This window comes from Pseudomonas sp. BCRC 81390 (assembly GCF_030341915.1).
Classification (GTDB): domain Bacteria; phylum Pseudomonadota; class Gammaproteobacteria; order Pseudomonadales; family Pseudomonadaceae; genus Aquipseudomonas.
On the sequence record NZ_JATAAG010000002.1, the window covers coordinates 1 to 20068 of the forward strand.

The window sequence follows — 20068 nt, forward strand, 5'->3', positions numbered from 1 at the left end:
GATTTCTCGCATGGCCACTTGTGATGCTGATAATCTTTGTGACTATCAGTCCGTACTCACAAGCACCCACACGAATTGCTTGATTCGATTTGTTAAAGAGCGTTTGGTTAAGAGCGTTTCGTCTCAACCGAGGCGCGCATTCTACGCTTTCCTCATTGGCTGTCAAGCGTTTATTTTGAAGTTTTTTGCGAGAAACTCGTTTAGCTTCAAACACTTGACTCACTGCGATCTCTCGTAGCGGGAGGCGAATCATACAGCGTTTAAAACCGCTGTCAACCTTCATCTCGACCGCTGCCGATCATTCGATCGAAGCACTTCCGACACTACCTGAATTACTCAACTCTTTGATTATCAAGGAGTTTTGCGCTTCGACCACCTCGGAAGTGGTGCGCATTATAAGGGCATCCCAGACCGCGTCAACCCTTAATTCGAAGAACGCTGAATATCGCTAAAAAGCAAAGCGGGGCGGCCTGACGGCCACCCCCGCTTTTGATCAGCACCGTACGTCTTCACAGCACGCCGCTATCGCGAAGCCGTCGCACCTCATCTACACCCATTCCCAGCACGTCAACCAGCACCGCATCGGTATGCTCACCCAGCAGCGGCGGCGCCCGTCGGTATTCCACCGGGGTCTCCGACAGGCGAATAGGGCTCGCCACCTGCGGCACGCTACCCGCCAGTGGGTGTGGAATGTGCACTGCCAGCCCACGCGCGAGCACCTGCGGGTCCTGGAACATCTGCGCCAGGTCATTGATAGGCCCACACGGCACCCCGGCGGCCTCCAGCTGGCTCACCCATTCGGCCGTGGTCTTGAACACCGTGGCCTGACGGATCAAAGGGATCAGTTCCGCCCGGTTGGCCACCCGCATTTTATTGGTAATGAAGCGCGGATCGTCGGCCCATTGTGGTTGCCCGGCCACCTCGGCAAACTTGCGGAACTGGCTGTCGTTACCCACGGTAAGGATGAAATCGCCATCTGCCGTCGGGAAATCCTGATACGGTACGATATTCGGATGTGCATTTCCCAGGCGACGAGGCGGTACACCCGTAGTCAGGTAGTTCATCGCCTGGTTGGCCAGGCAGGCGACTTGAACATCGAGCAATGCCATGTCGACGTGCTGACCGACCCCGGTCTGCTCCCGGTGGGCAAGGGCTGCGAGAACCGCCACGGTGGAATACAGCCCAGTCAGGATGTCCGTCAGCGCCACTCCCACCTTGACCGGCCCTGCGCCTTGCTCACCCTCCGGGCGGCCGGTCAGGCTCATCAGCCCACCCAACCCCTGGATCATGAAGTCATAGCCAGCGCGCTTGGCATAAGGCCCGGTCTGGCCGAATCCGGTGATGGAACAGTAGATAAGCCGCGGGTTGATGACTTTCAGGCTTTGGTAGTCGAGGCCATAGGCAGCCAACCCACCTACCTTGAAGTTCTCGATGACAATATCGGACTTCGCCGCCAACTCACGCACCAGGCGCTGCCCCTCGGGCTGGGTGAAATCGATGGTCACCGAGCGCTTGTTGCGGTTGGCCGACAGGTAATAAGCAGCCTCGCTGGTATTCTGCCCCTCGGCATCCTTGAGGAAGGGCGGCCCCCATGAGCGCGTGTCGTCGCCACTGCCAGGGCGCTCGACCTTGATCACATCAGCGCCCAGGTCAGCAAGAATCTGGCCAGACCATGGGCCGGCCAACACGCGCGAAAGGTCCAGCACCCGCAGATGTGATAGCGCGCCCATGGGCTGGCTCCTTATCAATAGAAAGCCTGGATACCGGTTTGCGCACGCCCCAGGATCAGCGCATGCACGTCATGGGTACCTTCATAGGTGTTGACCACTTCGAGGTTGACCAAGTGGCGGGCCACCCCGAACTCATCGGAAATGCCATTGCCACCCAGCATGTCACGCGCCATGCGGGCAATATCCAGTGCCTTGCCACAGGAGTTGCGCTTCATGATCGAGGTGATTTCCACTGCAGCGGTGCCTTCGTCTTTCATCCGCCCGAGGCGCAGGCAGCCCTGCAGCGCCAGGGTGATTTCGGTCTGCATGTCGGCCAGCTTCTTCTGGATCAGCTGGTTTGCCGCCAACGGGCGGCCGAACTGCTGCCGGTCCATGGTGTACTGCCGCGCAGTGTGCCAGCAGGCCTCGGCGGCCCCCAGAGCACCCCAGGAGATGCCGTAGCGCGCCGAGTTCAGGCAGGTGAACGGGCCTTTCAGGCCCCGCACATCGGGGAAAATGTTCTCTTCCGGCACGAACACATTGTCCATGACGATTTCGCCGGTGATCGAGGCGCGCAGGCCGACCTTGCCATGGATTGCCGGGGCACTGAGGCCTTCCCAGCCCTTCTCCAGGACGAAGCCGCGAATGTCACCCTCGTCATCCTTGGCCCAGACCACGAAAATGTCAGCGATCGGACTGTTGGTGATCCACATCTTGCTGCCGGTCAGGCGGTAGCCGCCGTCGACCTTGCGTGCACGGGTAATCATCGAACCCGGGTCGGAGCCGTGGTTAGGCTCGGTCAGGCCGAAGCAGCCGATCCATTCGCCGCTGGCCAGCTTGGGCAGGTACTTCTGCTTCTGTGCCTCGGTACCGAATTCATTGATCGGCACCATCACCAAGGACGACTGTACGCTCATCATCGAGCGGTAACCCGAATCGATACGCTCCACCTCGCGGGCGATGAGGCCGTAGCACACATAGTTCAGGCCGCTGCCACCGTATTGCTCGGGAATAGTGGCACCCAGCAGCCCGACCTCACCCATCTCACGGAAGATCGCCGGGTCGGTCTGCTCATGACGAAAGGCTTCGAGCACACGCGGTGCCAGCTTGTCCTGGGCGAACTGATAAGCGCTGTCACGCACCATGCGCTCTTCTTCAGTGAGCTGCTGATCAAGCAGCAGCGGGTCGATCCAGTTGAAGCTTGCTTTACCGGCCATGAGCGATTCCTCGAAATTGGGACAGTTTCTTGTGCCTTGAGCCTAGGACGGATCGGCTGTCGGGACAAACGAGGATTGCGCACCAATTAGTGATATTTTGTCACTTCGTAAATGGTTCCAACGCTACATTGACAGCCTTACAAGTGAGGTTGACGTACATGCGTCGCAAAATCCCGAGTACTGCCGCCCTGGTTTGCTTCGAAGCCGCCGCGCGCAATGAAAGCTTTACCAAGGCGGCCCAGGAACTCGCCCTGACCCAAGGTGCCGTATGTCGGCAGATAGGTAGCCTGGAAGCCTTCCTCAATGTGGAACTGTTCCGCCGCTCGCGACGCGGCGTAAAACTGACTGAGGCCGGCCTTTCCTACAGCCGCCAGGTGGCCGCTCAACTGGACGCCGTCGAACGCGACACCTTGTCGGTAATGCGTCAGCAAGGCGCGAACGTCATCGAGCTGGCCGTGGTGCCTACCTTCGGCACCCAATGGTTGCTACCGAGGCTCAAGGATTTCCAGCAGCGTCACCCTGAGGTCACGGTCAATCTCACCAATCGCACCCGGCCTTTCCTGTTTGCCGACACGACCTTCGATGCAGCCATCTATTTCGGCGATGCCGACTGGTCCGGCACCCAGTCGCATCGACTGATGGGAGAAAACCCGCTGCCTGTATGCAGCCCGGCGCTGCTGGGCGACCAAGGCATGCTCGACGCCCAGTGCATTGCCCAGTTGCCGCTGTTACAACAAAGCACCCGCCCTTACGCGTGGCGTCAGTGGTTCAACAGCATCGGACTGAACGTGGAACGCGACATGACAGGCCCGCGCTATGAACTATTCTCGATGCTCGCCCAAGCAGCCATGCATGAGATGGGCATCGCCCTGATTCCGCCGTTCCTGATCCAGCGAGAGTTGGAAGAGGGCAGGTTGGTGGTCGCTAACAGGCATGCCCTGTGCAGTGACAAGGCCTACTATCTGATGATTCCGGAGCGCAAGGTGGAATCAGCTTCGCTGCGCGCGTTCCGCGACTGGCTGGTGAGCCAGGCCCAGGCATACACGGCGAGAGCCTAGGAACCGGCGACAACTTGACTCGGTAGTCAATAATTTTAAACACCTACAGATATATGTATTTGTCGCAATTACATAAACTGTTATGCAGATGCAAAAATCTCGCTTAACCCGGCTTAGTGCGCGGCTTTGCGGGTTATTTTGCGACATTCACCAAGCTGTAAGCGAATAGGCCACAAAATTTTTGATTTTTTCTCCTAATCTCCCAATAGCCCTTGTTTGACGGCTCGCAGCCTGACCGTTGCGACATACGGTCACAGGGTGACTTGTAGTTTTGACTTTGTTTCGCTTCAGAACCGGTTGAAGGCCCCTGGCTTCGTCTGCAAAATGCTTCGCCCGCCCGGGATTCGGCGGACCGGCGCTCCACAGCCGCCCCAGCGCACCATCCGAAGTGTGTTGGCTTTTACAAAGACAAAGGTCACCGCAGGAGAAATAGTCGTGCACATTGGTGTTCCTCTCGAGACGCAGACCGGTGAGACAAGGGTCGCTGCGACCCCCGAAACCATCAAGAAACTGATTGGCCAGGGCCATCAGGTTACCGTCCAACGGGGGGCAGGGCTCAACGCCAGCATTCCGGACAGTGCCTATGAAGCCGTGGGCGCTTCCCTGGGAAACGCAGCCGATGCCTACGGCGCCCAACTGGTGCTCAAGGTGGTCGCCCCCAACGACCAGGAGCTGGCCCTCATCAACGGCGGCAGCATCCTGGTCGGCATGCTCAACCCCTTCAACAACGAACTGATCGGCAAGATGGCCGAACGCGGCATCACCGCCTTCGCCCTGGAAGCCGCGCCACGCACCTCGCGGGCCCAGAGCCTCGATGTGCTGTCGTCGCAAGCCAACATCGCCGGTTACAAGGCAGTGTTGCTGGCAGCCCATCACTATCCACGCTTCATGCCCATGTTGATGACCGCCGCCGGTACCGTTAAAGCTGCGCGCGTGTTGATTCTGGGGGCGGGCGTAGCCGGCCTGCAGGCCATCGCCACGGCCAAACGCCTGGGTGCAGTGATCGAGGCGTCGGATGTACGCCCGGCGGTGAAGGAGCAGATCGAGTCGCTGGGTGCGAAATTCATCGACGTGCCTTACGAGACCGATGAGGAACGCGAGTGCGCTGAAGGCGTGGGCGGGTATGCCCGGCCGATGCCGGCCAGCTGGATGCAGCGCCAGGCCCAGGCCGTGCACGAGCGCGCCAGGCAAGCGGACATCGTCATCACCACCGCGCTTATCCCGGGACGCAAGGCGCCAACGCTGCTCAGTGCCGAGACCGTCGCGCAGATGAAGCCCGGCTCGGTGGTCATCGACCTCGCGGCAGCCCAGGGCGGCAATTGCCCACTGACCATCGCCGACCAGGTGGTGCAGCACAACGGCGTGATCATCGTCGGCCCGACCAACCTGCCAGCCCAGGTAGCTGCCGATGCCTCGGCACTGTATGCGCGCAACCTGCTGGACTTCATGAAGCTGCTGTTCGACAAGGACGGCGCGCTAGTCATCAACCTCGAAGACGATATCGTCGCGGCCTGCCTGATGTGCCGCGATGGTCAGGTCGTCCGCAAGAACGGCTAAGGAGCACGACAATGGAAGACATGCTGATTTCCCATGGCATCTACAACCTGATCATCTTCGTGCTGGCCATCTATGTGGGCTACCACGTGGTCTGGAACGTCACCCCGGCGCTGCACACCCCGTTGATGGCCGTCACCAATGCCATCTCCGCCATCGTCATCGTCGGCGCCATGCTGGCCGCCGCGCTGACCGTGACCCCGGCCGGCAAGCTGATGGGTACCCTCGCCGTGGCCCTGGCCGCGGTCAATGTGTTCGGTGGTTTCCTGGTCACCCGCCGCATGCTTGAGATGTTCAAGAAGAAAGCCAAGAACGAGGGGCAGAAGTAAGCATGAGCATGAATCTGGTAACACTTCTCTACCTTGTCGCCTCGGTCTGCTTCATCCAGGCGCTCAAGGGCCTGTCGCATCCGACCACCTCGCGGCGCGGCAACCTGTTCGGCATGATCGGCATGGGGATCGCCATCCTCACCACGGTTGGCCTCATTTACAAGCTTGGCGCCGAGCTGGCTACCGCCGGTATCGGCTACGTCCTGGTTGGCCTGCTGGTCGGCGGTAGCGCTGGCTCGGTCATGGCCAAGCGCGTCGAGATGACCAAGATGCCAGAGCTGGTCGCCTTCATGCACAGCATGATCGGCCTGGCTGCGGTGTTCATCGCCATCGCCGCCGTGCTGGAGCCGCAATCGATGGGCATCGTCGCTGCGATCAGCGACCCGATTCCCACCGGTAACCGCCTGGAGCTGTTCCTCGGCGCGGCCATCGGTGCCATTACCTTCTCCGGTTCGGTAATCGCCTTCGGCAAGCTCTCGGGCAAGTACAAGTTCCGCCTGTTCCAGGGCGCACCGGTACAGTTCGCCGGCCAGCACAAGCTGAACCTGATCCTCGGCCTGACCACCATCGCCCTGGGCTTGCTGTTTACCTTCACCGGCCACTACAGCGCCTTCACCTTGATGCTGGTATTGGCCTTCATCATGGGCGTGCTGATCATTATTCCGATCGGCGGCGCCGACATGCCGGTGGTGGTGTCGATGCTCAACAGCTATTCGGGCTGGGCAGCGGCCGGTATCGGCTTTTCGCTGAACAACTCGATGCTGATCATTGCGGGCTCGCTGGTCGGTTCGTCCGGTGCCATCCTCTCGTACATCATGTGCAAGGCGATGAACCGTTCGTTCTTCAACGTAATCCTCGGCGGTTTCGGCGGCGATACCGATGCTGGCGCGGCGCAAGGCTCGAAAGAACAGCGCCCGGTGAAGTCCGGCTCGGCTGACGATGCCACCTTCCTGCTCAGCAATGCCGATAGCGTTATCATCGTTCCGGGCTACGGCCTGGCGGTGGCTCGCGCACAGCACGCGCTGAAGGAGCTGACCGAGAAGCTGAGCCATAACGGCGTGACCGTAAAGTATGCGATCCACCCGGTGGCCGGCCGTATGCCCGGGCATATGAACGTGTTGCTGGCCGAGGCGGAAGTGCCTTACGACCAGGTGTTCGAGATGGAGGACATCAACGCCGAGTTCGGTCAGGCCGACGTGGTACTGGTTCTGGGCGCCAACGACGTGGTCAACCCGGCCGCAAAGAACGACCCCAAGTCGCCGATTGCCGGTATGCCGATCCTTGAAGCCTTCAAGGCCAAGACCATCATCGTCAACAAGCGCTCGATGGCCAGCGGCTATGCCGGGCTGGACAACGAACTGTTCTACCTCGACAAGACCATGATGGTGTTTGGCGATGCCAAGAAGGTCATCGAGGACATGGTCAAAGCGGTAGAGTGACAACAGCCGCTGTAAACCTGCCGCTATAAAGAAAGCCCCGGTCAGAATCTGCCGGGGCTTTTTTTCTTGATCCGGATCAACGGCTCTACTTCAAGGCTTCTCATACGACCATGGTCGTGGGACGGCAGGGGGCGAAGTCTCTAGACTGCGCTGCAGTAGTTTCAGTAGCCCGAGATAACAATCCATGTACCGTGATCGTATCCGCTTGTCCTCCCTGCACAGCAAGGTAATGAGTGCGGCTGATGCCGCTGGTCTGATCGAGGACGGCATGACCGTCGGCATGAGCGGTTTCACTCGCGCCGGCGAAGCCAAGGCCGTGCCGCATGCCCTGGCCGAGCGAGCCAAGCAGTCGCCACTGAAAATCAGCCTGATGACCGGCGCCAGCCTGGGTAACGACCTGGACAAGCAACTGACCGAGGCCGGCGTGCTGGCTCGCCGCATGCCATTCCAGGTCGACAGCACACTGCGCAAGGCCATCAACGACGGCAAGGTGATGTTCATTGACCAGCACCTGTCGGAAACCGTCGAGCAACTGCGCAACCAGCAGTTGAAGCTGCCGGACATCGCGGTCATCGAAGCCGTGGCCATCACCGAGCAAGGCCATATCGTGCCAACCACGTCGGTGGGCAACTCGGCCAGCTTCGCGATCTTCGCCAAGCAGGTGATTGTCGAGATCAACCTCTCGCACAACACCAACCTCGAAGGCCTGCACGACATTTATATCCCCACCTACCGCCCGACCCGCACGCCTATCCCGCTGGTCAAGGTAGACGACCGAATCGGCAGCACCGCGATCCCGATCGACCCAGCCAAGATCGTCGGCATCGTCATCAGCGACCAGCCGGACTCGCCATCCACCGTACTGCCGCCGGATGACGAAACCCAGGGCATCGCCGACCACCTGATCAACTTCTTCAAGAAGGAAGTCGAAGCTGGCCGCATGACCAACAGGCTCGGCCCGCTGCAGGCCGGTATCGGCAGCATCGCCAACGCGGTGATGTGCGGCCTGATCGAGTCACCGTTCGAAGAACTGACCATGTACTCCGAAGTACTGCAGGACTCCACCTTCGACCTGATCGATGCCGGCAAGCTGAGCTTCGCCTCGGGCAGCTCGATCACCTTGTCTACCCGCCGCAACGCCGACGTGTTCGGTAACCTGGAGCGCTACAAGGACAAGCTGGTGCTGCGCCCACAGGAAATCTCCAACCACCCGGAAGTGGTCCGGCGCCTGGGCATCATTGGTATCAACACCGCGCTCGAGTTCGATATCTACGGGAACGTCAACTCTACCCACGTTTGCGGTACCAAGATGATGAACGGTATCGGTGGCTCGGGGGATTTTGCCCGTAACGCTCACCTGGCGGTGTTCGTCACCAAATCGATTGCCAAAGGTGGCGCGATTTCCAGCGTGGTACCGATGGTCAGCCATGTCGACCACACCGAGCACGACGTGGACATCCTGGTTACCGAGCAAGGCTTGGCCGACCTGCGTGGCCTGGCGCCGCGTGAGCGGGCAAGGGCAATCATCGACAACTGTGTGCACCCGGACTATCGCGCTGCGTTGAACGATTACTTCGAACGCGCCTGCCAGCGGGGCGGCCATACTCCGCATATCCTGCGCGAAGCGCTGAGCTGGCACGAAAACCTGGAGGAAACCGGACGCATGCTGGCTAGCTGACCACACCGGTCCCGGAATGGCGGCCCTGCTTCCGCTGTTCCGGCCCCTATATCTGTAGCGGCCGCCTTGTGTCGCGATGGGCTGCGCAGCAGCCCCTCAATCTCAGCTTTGACATCGCCCCCCGGGGGCCGCTTTGTGGTCCTATCGCGACACAAGGCCGCTGTACAAGATTGTGCTGTACAGTCCAGCCATGCTAAACGCAAAAACTGTTCTACTGTACCTATTCTTTTGACAGCTTTCGACGTTCAAAACCTTGCCCTCATTCAAAAACGCACCATATATGTGCAGGCCAGTACAGTTGCGCCTATTTCGAGTGCAACAGTAGGGTTACACAGTTAACTGAGCCATCGTCTTTCAACTGAACTGTATCTACTGTTATGGACGACAGAGGAGGATCATTGGCATCAGTTAAATCACTACCTAATCCCGCCATAAGCGGAAGGATGAAACATCATGGAACGTACCCTCAGTTCCGGTCTGGTTTTTGAAAGCAACGCCCAACAATCCAACGCTTCGCTGCCGCTGCGCGCCCTGTCCACCCTGCTGCTTTGGCAGCGTCGCATGGCCAGCCGCCGTCAACTGGCTCGCCTGGACGCCCGCCTGCTGGCCGATGCCGGTATCAGCGAGTCGCAGCGTTACGAAGAGCTGAGCAAGCCTTTCTGGCGCTAAGCTCCGGCTTGCCGGCTTCGGCCGGCACCGCGAATTCTCAAAACCCGTTGCAGGAGACTGCGACGGGTTTTTTGTTTGTAAGACCCGTACTAGAGCCTTTGTAGGCGACACCAGTACAGTTTCTCAATTATGAAAATCAAGCGGTACAATTTCTATCCCACCTTTCATTAACATCTGGAAACACCGGCGCGTGATACGCTTGGCTTAACAGTCTGGTAGAACCCACTGTAAAAAGTACCGCGACGAGCTGTGCGAGCGTCCGATAAGCAGAACCACCCGACCCTAGTCCAGGAGTCCACCATCATGTCTCGTAAATATCTGATTGGCGCAGCCCTGATGCTGAGCCTGGCCGGCACCGCAAGCGCCACCAGCTTCGTTGTCACCACTGACGCCGTCGTTGGCGCAGTGGCTGCGTCCACCGATGCCACTTCCGACATTTCTTCCTCGTTCCGTGACGACAAGATTGTCCAGGCCGCCCGTGACGACGCCGCCAGCTTCGTTGGCAGCCAAGGCGATATCCGCGGTGCCAAGCTGGAGAGCGCGTTCCTGCACATCCGTTCGCAGATGCCAGCCCTGCAAGCCAGCGACGCGCAACTGGCCCAGGCCATCTTGGCGCTCTGACGCCGACTGATTCGTGCGGCTGTGCCGGTTACCGCCGGCACGGCCGTACCCCGTTGCTCCCATGTTTCCAGCTGTCGTAAGCCCATGCGTTATCTGTTGCCGCTGCTGTTCTCCGTTGTTGGCATGGCCAGTGCCCATGCCATGGACACCACCACGCAAGGCCTGGTCATCACAGGCTATGTCACCAGCCAGGTCACCACTGCACCGTTCGACCGTAAACTGGTCCGTCAGGCCCGCGACGATGCGGCTGCCTTCGTTGCCAGTGACGGCCAGATCCGTGGCGCGCGGCTTGAGGCAGCACTGCAATCGTTACGCCACCGCTGCGCGCAGAAGGCCGTCGGCGACCTGGAACTGGCGCAAGCAATTCTCGTCCAATAATTCATCTGGCTCCTTGTATTTTCGGAGATGTTCCATGCGTAAACCGCTGATTGCCGCTACCCTCGGCATGCTCCTGCTGGCCGACCTGGCCCAGGCACAGACCCTGGTGGCCACCAGCAATATCATCGTGCGTGCCTTTGGCCGCTCGATCGATTTCACTTCTGACACCACCACCTCGATCCGCGACTCCAAAGTGGTGCGCGAAGCCCACGACGACGCTGCCAGCTTCGTCGCAAGCAACGGTGATATCCGCGGTGCCCAGCTCGAGGCAGCTTTCAATACATTGCGCGAGCGCGTGCCGGAAGCACGCGGCGCCAGCGACCAGGTACTGGCTGAAGCCATCCTCGCACTGTGAACCGCGTGCGCGCCTGGCTGCTTGGCTGCGCCCTGACGCTGCTCGGCACGCCCGCCCTGGCCGACCTGCAGCTCGAGCTGCAGGCGTCCGGCCTTGATTCGCAACAAACTCAAGCCACCCAGGCCCTGCTCGACGAGGCCCTGGGCAAGCTCCCACCCCGTTTCAAGCAACAGCTGGACCGCCGTGTGCGGGTCAGCTGGAGCGACAACATGCCGGCCGACGCCTATGGCCAGGCATCGCTGGTCTCTACCCTGGAGCTTAACCGTCGCCTGCTGCCCAGCCTCGCTGACGGCAGTGCTGCCAGCGAACGTACCAACCGCCCACATGGCACGGTGCGTGAAGAACTGCTGGCCACGGTCCTGCACGAGCTCACCCATATCTACGACCGCGCCCGGCTGTGGCCTGGCGCCGAAAGCTCGCTGATCGCCCGCTGCAAGCGCCAGCAAGGCACGCTCGGCAAGATCGGCCTGCCTGAGGCATGCCGTGGCCAGGCAGAGCGTCGCTTCACCCTCAGCGACGACCCGCGCCTGCTCGACCTGGCCGGCTGGCAGCAATACGTGGGCCGACGCGGCGAGCGAGAGCAGCACAATGGCCAGTTCGTGCGCAGCCCGGACAGCTATGAGCTGACCAGCTCCAAGGAATACATCGCGGTCAATATGGAGTATTTCCTCCTCGACCCGAGCTACGGCTGCCGCCGCCCGGCACTGAACCAGTACCTGCGCGAGCACTTCGGCTGGGCACCGCAACAGGACACCTGCGCCAAAGGCCTGCCATTCATCAATGCCGGCAGCGATTTCGCCCGCCAGCCGCTCGGCGAGATCGACCCTGAGCGGGTCTATGAAGTGGATTATCTGCTGGCCGAAGCTAACCAGAACCTGGTCAGCCGCTGGGGCCACAGCATGCTGCGCCTGGTGATCTGCAAGCCGGGCCGCCCACGCGGGCCGGACTGCCGTCTCGACCTTGACCAGAGCCTGGTGCTGTCGTACCGCGCCTTTGTCAATGACGTGCAACTGTCGAGCTGGGACGGCCTTGTCGGCGCCTACCCCTCACGGCTGTTCGTGCTGCCGCTGGGCCAGGTGATCGACGAATACACCAAGACCGAACTGCGCAGCCTGGCCTCGGTGCCCTTGCGGCTCAGCCGCGACGAGATAGAGAACCTGGTACGCCAGGCCGCCGAAATGCACTGGAGTTACGACGGCAACTACTGGTTCCTGTCCAACAACTGCGCGGTGGAGTCGTTGAAACTGCTGCGCAGCGGCACTGCCAACCCACGCCTGAACGACCTCGACAGCATCATGCCCAACGGCTTGCTGGCTGTGCTCAAGGGCAGGGGGTTGGCTGATACCAGCGTGCTCGACGACCCGCGCGAAGCGCTGCGCCTCGGTTACCGCTTCGACTCCTACCGCGACCGCTATCAGGCCATGTTCGAGGTATTGAAGAAGCAGCTGCCGATCAAGCAGGACAAGGTCGAAGACTGGCTGGGGCTGGACGCCGAGCAGCGGCGGGCCTGGTTCGCCCAGGCCGACCTGCGCACCAGTGCAGCCTTGCTGCTGCTTGAACAGGCCAGCCTGCGCCGGCAATTGCTGCTGGCCCAGGACGAGGTCAAACAGCGCTACCTGAATGCCGCCGCGCAGAATGACGGCAGCGTCAGCAAGGCCGACGCCACCCTCAGGCAGATGCTCGCCAACAGCGGCTTCCTCAGCCGCCCGGCCGAGTTGCTCGACACCAAGGGCTACGGGCTGCCGCAACCCCAGGAGCGCAAGCACCTGGAGCGCGTGAGCAGTGAGCGGCAGGCGCAGCTGTTGCGCTTGAGCACCAACCTGGACAAAGAGGTGAGGGCGCTGCTGGAGCCGTCGCGGGCCAGGGAAATTGCCGCCGTCGAGGCCAATGTAAAGCAGATCGGCGAGCATTTGCGGGCTTTGCACAAGGCGGCCGGAGGCCTGCAGCTGTAAGGTTGGCAGTAGCGGCCTCTTCGCCGCTGACCCCGCTCCCACAGGATCCATACAGCAGATGGGATCTGCGCCGTACCTGTGCGAGCGGGCTCACCCACGAAAGCGCCAGAACAAACAGCACAGAGGTTGCAGGTGCACTCGGCCCGCACCTTCGGTCACATCCTGCGTTCAGCTACCTCTCGTCGCCTTCGCTTCGGCGAAAGCTGGCTGAAAGCTTGCCCTCATAGGATAGCCACCACTACCGGCACCAGACCGGTCAGCCAAGGCGCCGGTAAACACCGCGCCCGGCCCAATCAACAACAACAATGGTGATCCCGATGTACGCTTGTGCCCGCCTTTCCGTAGTCCCTCTACGCATGCTCCCTGTGCAGCGCCCGACGCGCTGATCCGCCCGAATCGTCTTTCCTTTCGCCGCGCCACACCTGGAGTACTGCCATGCTGACCTTCCTCGGCTTTGCCATGGTCATCACCTTCATGTACCTGATCATGACCAAGCGCCTGTCGGCGTTGATCGCGCTGATCCTGGTACCGATCCTGTTCGCCCTGTTCGGCGGTTTTTCCGCCAAGATCGGCCCCATGATGCTTGAAGGCATCAGCAAGCTCGCGCCAACCGGCGTGATGCTGATGTTCGCCATTCTCTACTTCGCCCTGATGATCGACTCCGGCCTGTTCGACCCGGCCGTGCGCAAGATCCTCAAGCTGGTCAAGGGTGACCCGCTGAAAGTCTCCGTCGGCACCGCCGTGCTGGCCCTGGTGGTCTCGCTCGACGGTGACGGCGCCACCACCTACATGATCTGCTGTGCCGCCATGCTGCCCATGTACAGCCGCCTGGGCATGAGCCCGCGAATCATGGCGGGCCTGATCATCCTGGCCGGCGGGGTGATGAACATGACCCCGTGGGGCGGCCCGACCGCCCGTGCCGCCAGCGCCCTGCATGTGGACCCATCGGACATCTTCGTGCCGATGATCCCGGCCATGCTGTTCGGCGTCCTGGCGATCCTGGCCATTGCCTACCTGTACGGCAAGCGAGAACGCGCCCGGCTGGGCGAACTGCACCTGCCCACCGACGACATCGACCACAGCGAAATCACCGTTTCACAGTACCCGGAAGCGCGTCGGCCGAAACTACTGTACTTCAACGGCGCCCTGACCGCCGCGCTGATGGCGGCGCTGATCGCTGGCGTGCTGCCGCTGCCGGTGCTGTTCATGATTGCCTTCAGCATCGCCATGATCGTCAACTACCCTTGCCTGCAGCAGCAGAAGGACCGCATCGCCGCCCACGCCGGCAGCGTGCTGGCTGTCACCGGGCTGATCTTTGCCGCCGGTATCTTCACCGGCATCCTGTCAGGCACCGGCATGGTCGACGCCATGTCCAAGAGCCTGCTGGCGGTCATCCCCGAAGCGCTCGGCCCCTACCTGGCGGTGATCACCGCGATCGTGAGCATGCCGTTCACCTTCTTCATGTCGAACGACGCTTTCTACTATGGCGTGTTGCCAGTGCTGGCCGAAGCCGCCAGCCATTACGGCATCAGCCCGGTGGAAATGGCCCGTGCATCGATCGTCGGGCAGCCGGTACACCTGCTCAGCCCCCTGGTACCCTCCACCTACCTGCTGGTGGCCCTGGCCGGCATCGAGTTCGGCGATCATCAGCGCTTCACCTTGAAGTGGGCAGTGCTGGTGTGCCTGTGCATAATGCTCGCCGCGCTGCTGATGGGGATTTTCCCGCTGTTCAGTAGTCTTTAATAAACGCGAATCACCCTAACGCGACGTGCCCTGGTGTGGGCATGTCGCCTTTACCGCTCGAAGGAAAACACATGGAATGGCTGACCAGCCCGGAAATCTGGGTTGCCTTTTTCACCCTTACCGCGCTTGAGATCGTCCTCGGTATCGACAACATCATCATGATCTCGATCCTGGTCAGCCGCATGCCCAAGCACATGCAGCCGCGCACCCGGATCTTCGGCCTTGCCCTGGCCATGGTCACCCGCATCATGCTGCTGCTGTCGATCACCTGGGTCATGCGCCTTACCGCCGACCTGTTCGTGGTGTTCGGCCAAGGCATTTCCGGGCGTGACCTGATTCTGTTCTTCGGTGGCCTGTTCCTGCTGTGGAAAAGCTCGCAAGAGATCTACCACGGCCTGGAAGGCGAGGATGAGAACGCTGAAGAGCCGAAAGGCGCGGGTGGCAAGTTCTTCTATACCATCATCCAGATCGCCATCATCGACATCGTGTTCTCGCTGGACTCGGTCATTACCGCAGTGGGCATGGTGTCCCACGTACCGGTGATGATCGCCGCCATCGTCGTCGCGGTGCTGGTGATGATGCTGTGCGCCGGCACCATCAGCGAGTTCATCGACAAGCACCCGTCGTTGAAGATGCTTGCGCTGTCGTTCCTGATCGTGGTCGGTACCGTGCTGATCGCCGAATCTTTCGACGTGCACGTGCCGAAGGGCTACGTCTACTTCGCCATGGCGTTTTCGCTGGCGGTGGAAGCCATCAACATTCGCATGCGTACCGCACTGGCCCGCAAGCAAGGCAAAGAGCATGAGCCGGTGAAACTGCGCAAGGATATTCCGGGTCAATAAGATCAGGAAGCGCAGTACACAAAGGGCCCTTCGGGGCCCTTTTTTTCATGCCGGCAATCATTCATTTCCAACGTGTTTCAAATAAATGGCAGCCATGCGAAGCTGGCGACAGCTACGCAAAACGACTAAAGCTTTGAGTGAGCACTGAAAATTCTTCAAATGCTCGCGCTTCATCTCTTGGCCCGCTGGGCCAATGTACCAGGGGGCCGTCGCCATGCTGACCCTGCTCAACCTGCTCTCGGCCGTAACGCTTCTGGTCTGGGGCACCCACATCGTACGTACCGGCATCCTTCGGGTATTCGGCTCGAGCCTGCGTCGCATCATCGGCCAGAACATGAACAAACGGCCGTTGGCGTTCATTGCCGGTATTCTGGTCACTGCGATGGTGCAAAGCAGTAACGCCACCGCCATGCTGGTCACCTCGTTCGTCGGCCAGGGCCTGATGGCCATGACCCCGGCCCTGGCGATCATGCTCGGAGCTGACGTCGGGACCGCGTTGATGGCCCGGGTACTGACACTGGACCTGTCCTGGCTGTCGCCGCTGCTGATCTTCCTGGGCGTGATCTTCTTCCTCTCGCGCAAACAGACGCGGGCCGGCCAGCTGGGCAGGGTAGGCATCGGGCTTGGCCTGATCATCCTGGCACTCGAGCTGATCGTGCAGGCCGCCACGCCGATCACCCACGCCCAGGGTGTGAAAGTGCTGTTCGCCTCGCTGACCGGCGACATCATGCTGGATGCCCTGGTCGGTGCGCTGTTCGCCATGATTTCCTATTCCAGCCTGGCCGCCGTGCTGCTCACCGCGACACTGGCCGGCGCCGAAGTGATCAGCCTGCCGGTGGCCATCGGCCTGGTGGTCGGCGCCAACATCGGCAGCGGCATGCTGGCCTTCATCAGCACCAGCATGCAGAACGCTGCGGGCCGTAGGGTGGCCCTGGGCAGCCTGTTGTACAAGCTGATTGGCCTGTTGCTGATCATCCCGGTGCTGCACCCGCTGGTCGCCTGGATGGACTCCCTGAGCTTCAGCGCGCAGGAGCTGGTCATCGGCTTCCACCTGCTCTACAACACCCTGCGCTGCCTGATCATGCTGCCCACGGTCAAACCGATGGGCCGGTTGTGCAACACCTTGCTACCCGACCGGGAAAACGGCAATGGCCAGGTGCGTCCGCGCCACCTCGACACCTCGGCGCTGGACACCCCCAGCCTCGCCCTGGCCAACGCTGCCCGCGAAACCCTGCGCCTCGGTGACATCGTCGACAGCCTGCTCGAAGCCATGCTCGGTGCCCTGCGCGGTACCCAGACCGCCTTGCCCCAGCAGGTCCGGGCCCTCGGTGAGGACGCCGACGCCTTGTACAACGCGATCAAGCTGTACCTGGCGCAGATGTCGCGTGAAGACCTCAGTGAGCAGGACAACCGTCGCTGGGCAGAAATCATCGAGCTGGCGATCAACCTCAAGCTGGCTTGCGACCTGATCGAGCGCATGCTGCGCAAGGTCCAGCAGCAGAAGACCAGCCAGCGCCGGGAGTTTTCCCAGGTGGGCCTGGAAGAGCTGACCGGTCTGCAGGAACAGCTGCTGGCCAACCTGCGTCTGGGCCTGTCGGTATTCCTCAGTGCAGACCCGGAAAGCGCCCGCTTGCTGCTGCGGGAAAAACGCCGCTTCCGCGCCCAGGAACGGCGCCTGGCGCACGCCCATGTCAGCCGCCTGCAGCGCAAGGTAGTGCAAAGTATCGAGACCAGTTCGCTACACTTGGAACTGATCGCCGACATGAAGCGGTTGAACTCTTTGTTCTGTAGCAGTGCCTATGTGGTACTGGGCGGCTCGGACACGGGCGGGCTGATGCTCGACAGCGTGCCGGACGAAGCCCGCCTGCCGTGACTCCTACCTGAGGACCCAAGCTCGCCCATGCGTTGCCTGATGTTCATTTGCCTGCTGATCTGCAGCCTGCCCTCATTTGCCCTTGACCGCTCGCGGGTTGAAGGCTACCTGCTGCCCAATGGCCTGCAGGTCATCTTGAAAAACGGCTATGAACGGGACCATGTGGCGATCCGCCTGGTGGTAGGCGTAGGCCTTGACGATTTCAATTGCGAGCAGAAAGAGCTGCCGCACTTGCTTGAGCACCTGTTGTTCAGCGGTATCGATGAAACCGGCGAAGGTGGCCTGGAAGAGCGCCTGCAGTCGCTGGGCGGCGAGTGGAATGCCTACACCAGCAGCGCCGACACCACGTTCGTCATCGAAGCGCCGGCGCGCAACCAACGCAAAGTCCTCGACCTGCTCATGGCGGTAATCCGTGACACTCGGATCGACGCCAGGACCCTGGCCACCGCCAAGCGCATCATCGAACGCGAAGATGGCGGCCATTATGGCCACCTGCAGCGCTGGCTCGACCGCCAGGACATCGGCCACCCCGCCAGCGACCAGTTGGCCACCGAACTGGGCCTGAAGTGCCCCGAGCGCTCCGACCTCGACGACATGACCCTGGAGCAGGTGCAAACCTTGCGTGACCACTGGTACGCGGCCAACAACATGACCCTGATCATGGTCGGCGGCCTCGACCGCCTGCTGCCGGCCTACCTTGAACGTACTTTTGGCGAACTGCCCGCCAGCGAGCCGGAGGAGCGCCGCACCCTGGAAAGTATCAGCCAGCCGGCCGAGCAGCGCCGCGACCTGGCCCGTGGCTGGCTGGGCGACAACGTCAAACTGCACTGGCTGTTCGTCGAGCCGGTGCTGGACAACGACCACCAGGCCACCCTTGACCTGCTGTCGCATTACCTGGAATGGGCGCTGTATGACCAACTGCGCCTGCGCAACGAACTGTCCTACGGCCCTTCGGCACAACGTGAAAGCTTCGGCGACACCGGCCTGCTCAGTCTCAACGCTGACCTGGAGCGCGAGGATATCGACAAGGCGGTCAAGGTGATGCAAGCGTTGTTCGACCACCTGCGCAAGGAAGGCCTCGACCCGGACACCTTTGCCCGCATCAAGGCTGCCAGTATCGCCAAGGAAAGCTGGAGCACTCAGGGCAACAGTGCCTTGGCCGACTACTACTGGGGGGCGCTGAACGACTATAACGACGGGCGCTTCAGCGACCCTGCGCGCAAACTGCGCCAGGTGAGCCTGGAGCAGGCCGATGAAGCGCTCAAGGCATTGCTCGAGGAGGATGGCTACCTGCGCATCGAGAAGCCTTTGCTTGGCTATGATGATCTGTATGGTCTGGCGGCCTTGCTGTTGGGGCTGATCCTTGCAGGAGGGCTGTTACGCTGGCGTCGGCATGCCCCGGAAAAACCGGACGACGCTACACGCTAGCGGTGAATCGGCGGTATTCTTTTGCCACTACCGCCCCCTCATCTTCCCTGTTGTAGAGCCAATGCCTCAAATACCCCGCATCGTCCAGCGCATCATCGATTTGCTTAAACGCTACCCCGGCATCATTGCGCTTGGCGGTTTCCTATCCGGCATCGGCAGCTTCATCCTGGTTGACCGTCAGGCCAGCCTGGCCAGCTGGGTGGCCGTGCTGATGCTGATCAGCTGGGTCTGGCTGATGCTGGAAAACACCCTAACCGGCCTGTTCGCGCGCATCTTCAACCGCGAAATCCCGCAACCGCTGTTGCGCTACGCGACGCAGATGATTCACCAGGAATCGCTGTTCTTCGTGCTGCCTTTCTTCTTTGTCACCACCACCTGGAACAGCAGCCAACTGGTGTTCACCGGTTTGCTCGGCGCTGCCGGCCTGATCTCGATCATCGACCCGCTTTATTACAAGTGGCTGGCACCGCGGCGCTGGCTGTTCCTGGCGCTGCATACCCTGACCCTGTTCGCCGCACTGCTCACCGCGCTGCCGATCATCCTGCACCTGACCACCGCGCAAAGCTTCAAGCTCGCCCTGATCATCGCCATGGCGCTGTCGTTCCCCAGCCTGGCCAGCAGCTTCCCGATCAACAACTGGCGGCGTGCCGTTGCGCTGGTGCTGGTTACCCTGTCGGTTGGCGGCGGCGGTTGGCTGCTGCGCTCATGGGTGCCACCGGCGACCCTGTGGATGACCGACGTCGCGGTGAGCACTGAGGTGCAGAATCGCCAGCCAGGCGCTTCGCTGAAGGAAATCGCTGCCAGCCGCATCAGCAGCGAAGGCCTGTATGCCTACACGGCAATCAACGCACCACGCGGCCTGAACGAACGGATCTACCACGTGTGGCAAAAGGACGGCAAGGAAGTCGACCGCATCGCCCTGGATATCCATGGTGGCCGCAAGGAAGGCTACCGGGCGTGGACGCACAAGCAGAACTTCCCACCCAACCCGGCAGGCAAGTGGCAGGTGAGGGTGCTGACCGAAGATGGGCAGGTGATCGGCGTACTGCGCTTCAAAGTGGTGGACGATACGCCGGCGCAGTGATTGAGGATAACTTCGCACCGCCTGTAGCAGCAGCCTTGCGTCGCGATGGGCCGCAGAGCGGCCCCCGTGCCCCAGACAGCACATAATCACCAAACAGCCCTGGCCCGCTGCGCTATGATCAGCCCCTGAGCCTCACTGC

18 protein-coding genes are annotated in these 20068 nt (G+C 61.2%); 15 read left to right on the top strand and 3 right to left on the bottom strand.

Annotation, left to right across the window (positions count from 1 at the left end; translation table 11 throughout):
• The 3 genes from QSV36_RS00235 to QSV36_RS00245 all read right to left on the bottom strand — a co-directional run.
• Positions 1–223, bottom strand: a 223-nt coding sequence (locus QSV36_RS00235; protein ID WP_289128787.1) for a hypothetical protein, incomplete at its 3' end; no start/stop codon positions are given.
• Between the two features lie 286 nt (positions 224–509).
• Positions 510–1730, bottom strand: coding sequence for a CaiB/BaiF CoA transferase family protein (locus QSV36_RS00240; protein WP_289128789.1), 1221 nt, complete (start codon positions 1728–1730; stop codon positions 510–512).
• A gap of 14 nt (positions 1731–1744) precedes the next feature.
• Positions 1745–2926 (bottom strand): acyl-CoA dehydrogenase, encoded by a 1182-nt coding sequence (locus QSV36_RS00245; RefSeq protein WP_289128792.1) that lies wholly within the window; start codon positions 2924–2926, stop codon positions 1745–1747.
• Between the two features lie 158 nt (positions 2927–3084).
• Between QSV36_RS00245 and QSV36_RS00250 the strand changes: the two genes are divergently transcribed.
• From QSV36_RS00250 to QSV36_RS00320, 15 genes are all read left to right on the top strand, one after another.
• Positions 3085–3984, top strand: a complete 900-nt coding sequence (locus tag QSV36_RS00250) for a LysR family transcriptional regulator (RefSeq protein ID WP_289128794.1) — start codon at positions 3085–3087, stop codon at positions 3982–3984.
• 435 nt (positions 3985–4419) lie between these two features.
• A complete protein-coding gene (locus QSV36_RS00255; RefSeq protein WP_289128796.1) occupies positions 4420–5541 on the top strand; it encodes a Re/Si-specific NAD(P)(+) transhydrogenase subunit alpha in 1122 nt (373 codons plus the stop codon).
• Between the two features lie 11 nt (positions 5542–5552).
• Positions 5553–5867 carry an NAD(P) transhydrogenase subunit alpha part 2 gene (locus tag QSV36_RS00260; RefSeq protein WP_016484308.1) on the top strand — a complete coding sequence of 105 codons (315 nt, stop codon included), beginning with the start codon at positions 5553–5555 and terminating at the stop codon, positions 5865–5867.
• A gap of 2 nt (positions 5868–5869) precedes the next feature.
• A complete protein-coding gene (locus tag QSV36_RS00265; RefSeq protein WP_289128800.1) occupies positions 5870–7306 on the top strand; it encodes an NAD(P)(+) transhydrogenase (Re/Si-specific) subunit beta in 1437 nt (478 codons plus the stop codon).
• A 184-nt stretch (positions 7307–7490) separates the two neighbouring features.
• The gene (gene scpC / locus QSV36_RS00270) at positions 7491–8984 is read left to right on the top strand and encodes a succinyl-CoA:acetate CoA-transferase ScpC (RefSeq protein WP_289128803.1); all 1494 of its coding nucleotides are present in this window, start codon (positions 7491–7493) and stop codon (positions 8982–8984) included.
• Between the two features lie 453 nt (positions 8985–9437).
• Positions 9438–9653 carry a DUF1127 domain-containing protein gene (locus QSV36_RS00275; RefSeq protein ID WP_003256968.1) on the top strand — a complete coding sequence of 72 codons (216 nt, stop codon included), beginning with the start codon at positions 9438–9440 and terminating at the stop codon, positions 9651–9653.
• A gap of 303 nt (positions 9654–9956) precedes the next feature.
• Complete coding sequence (locus tag QSV36_RS00280; protein ID WP_170027713.1) at positions 9957–10274, top strand: DUF2388 domain-containing protein; 318 nt, start codon at positions 9957–9959, stop codon at positions 10272–10274.
• Between the two features lie 84 nt (positions 10275–10358).
• A complete protein-coding gene (locus tag QSV36_RS00285) occupies positions 10359–10652 on the top strand; it encodes a DUF2388 domain-containing protein (RefSeq protein ID WP_289128809.1) in 294 nt (97 codons plus the stop codon).
• A gap of 34 nt (positions 10653–10686) precedes the next feature.
• Positions 10687–11007: a DUF2388 domain-containing protein gene (locus tag QSV36_RS00290; protein ID WP_012316830.1), complete on the top strand. Its 321-nt coding sequence runs from the start codon at positions 10687–10689 to the stop codon at positions 11005–11007.
• Positions 11004–12959 carry a DUF7844 domain-containing protein gene (locus QSV36_RS00295; protein WP_289128812.1) on the top strand — a complete coding sequence of 652 codons (1956 nt, stop codon included), beginning with the start codon at positions 11004–11006 and terminating at the stop codon, positions 12957–12959. The genes QSV36_RS00290 and QSV36_RS00295 overlap by 4 nt, the downstream gene beginning before the upstream one ends.
• A gap of 435 nt (positions 12960–13394) precedes the next feature.
• Positions 13395–14702 (top strand): CitMHS family transporter, encoded by a 1308-nt coding sequence (locus QSV36_RS00300; RefSeq protein WP_289128814.1) that lies wholly within the window; start codon positions 13395–13397, stop codon positions 14700–14702.
• A 71-nt stretch (positions 14703–14773) separates the two neighbouring features.
• Entirely contained in the window at positions 14774–15544 is a 771-nt protein-coding gene (locus QSV36_RS00305) for a TerC family protein (protein ID WP_225779915.1), read from the top strand.
• A gap of 214 nt (positions 15545–15758) precedes the next feature.
• A complete protein-coding gene (locus tag QSV36_RS00310) occupies positions 15759–17417 on the top strand; it encodes a Na/Pi cotransporter family protein (RefSeq protein WP_289128818.1) in 1659 nt (552 codons plus the stop codon).
• Positions 17418–17444: 27 nt separating this feature from the next.
• Positions 17445–18845 (top strand): M16 family metallopeptidase, encoded by a 1401-nt coding sequence (locus QSV36_RS00315; RefSeq protein WP_289128819.1) that lies wholly within the window; start codon positions 17445–17447, stop codon positions 18843–18845.
• 61 nt (positions 18846–18906) lie between these two features.
• Entirely contained in the window at positions 18907–19929 is a 1023-nt protein-coding gene (locus tag QSV36_RS00320; RefSeq protein ID WP_289128821.1) for a DUF5924 family protein, read from the top strand.
• Positions 19930–20068 lie beyond the last annotated feature (139 nt).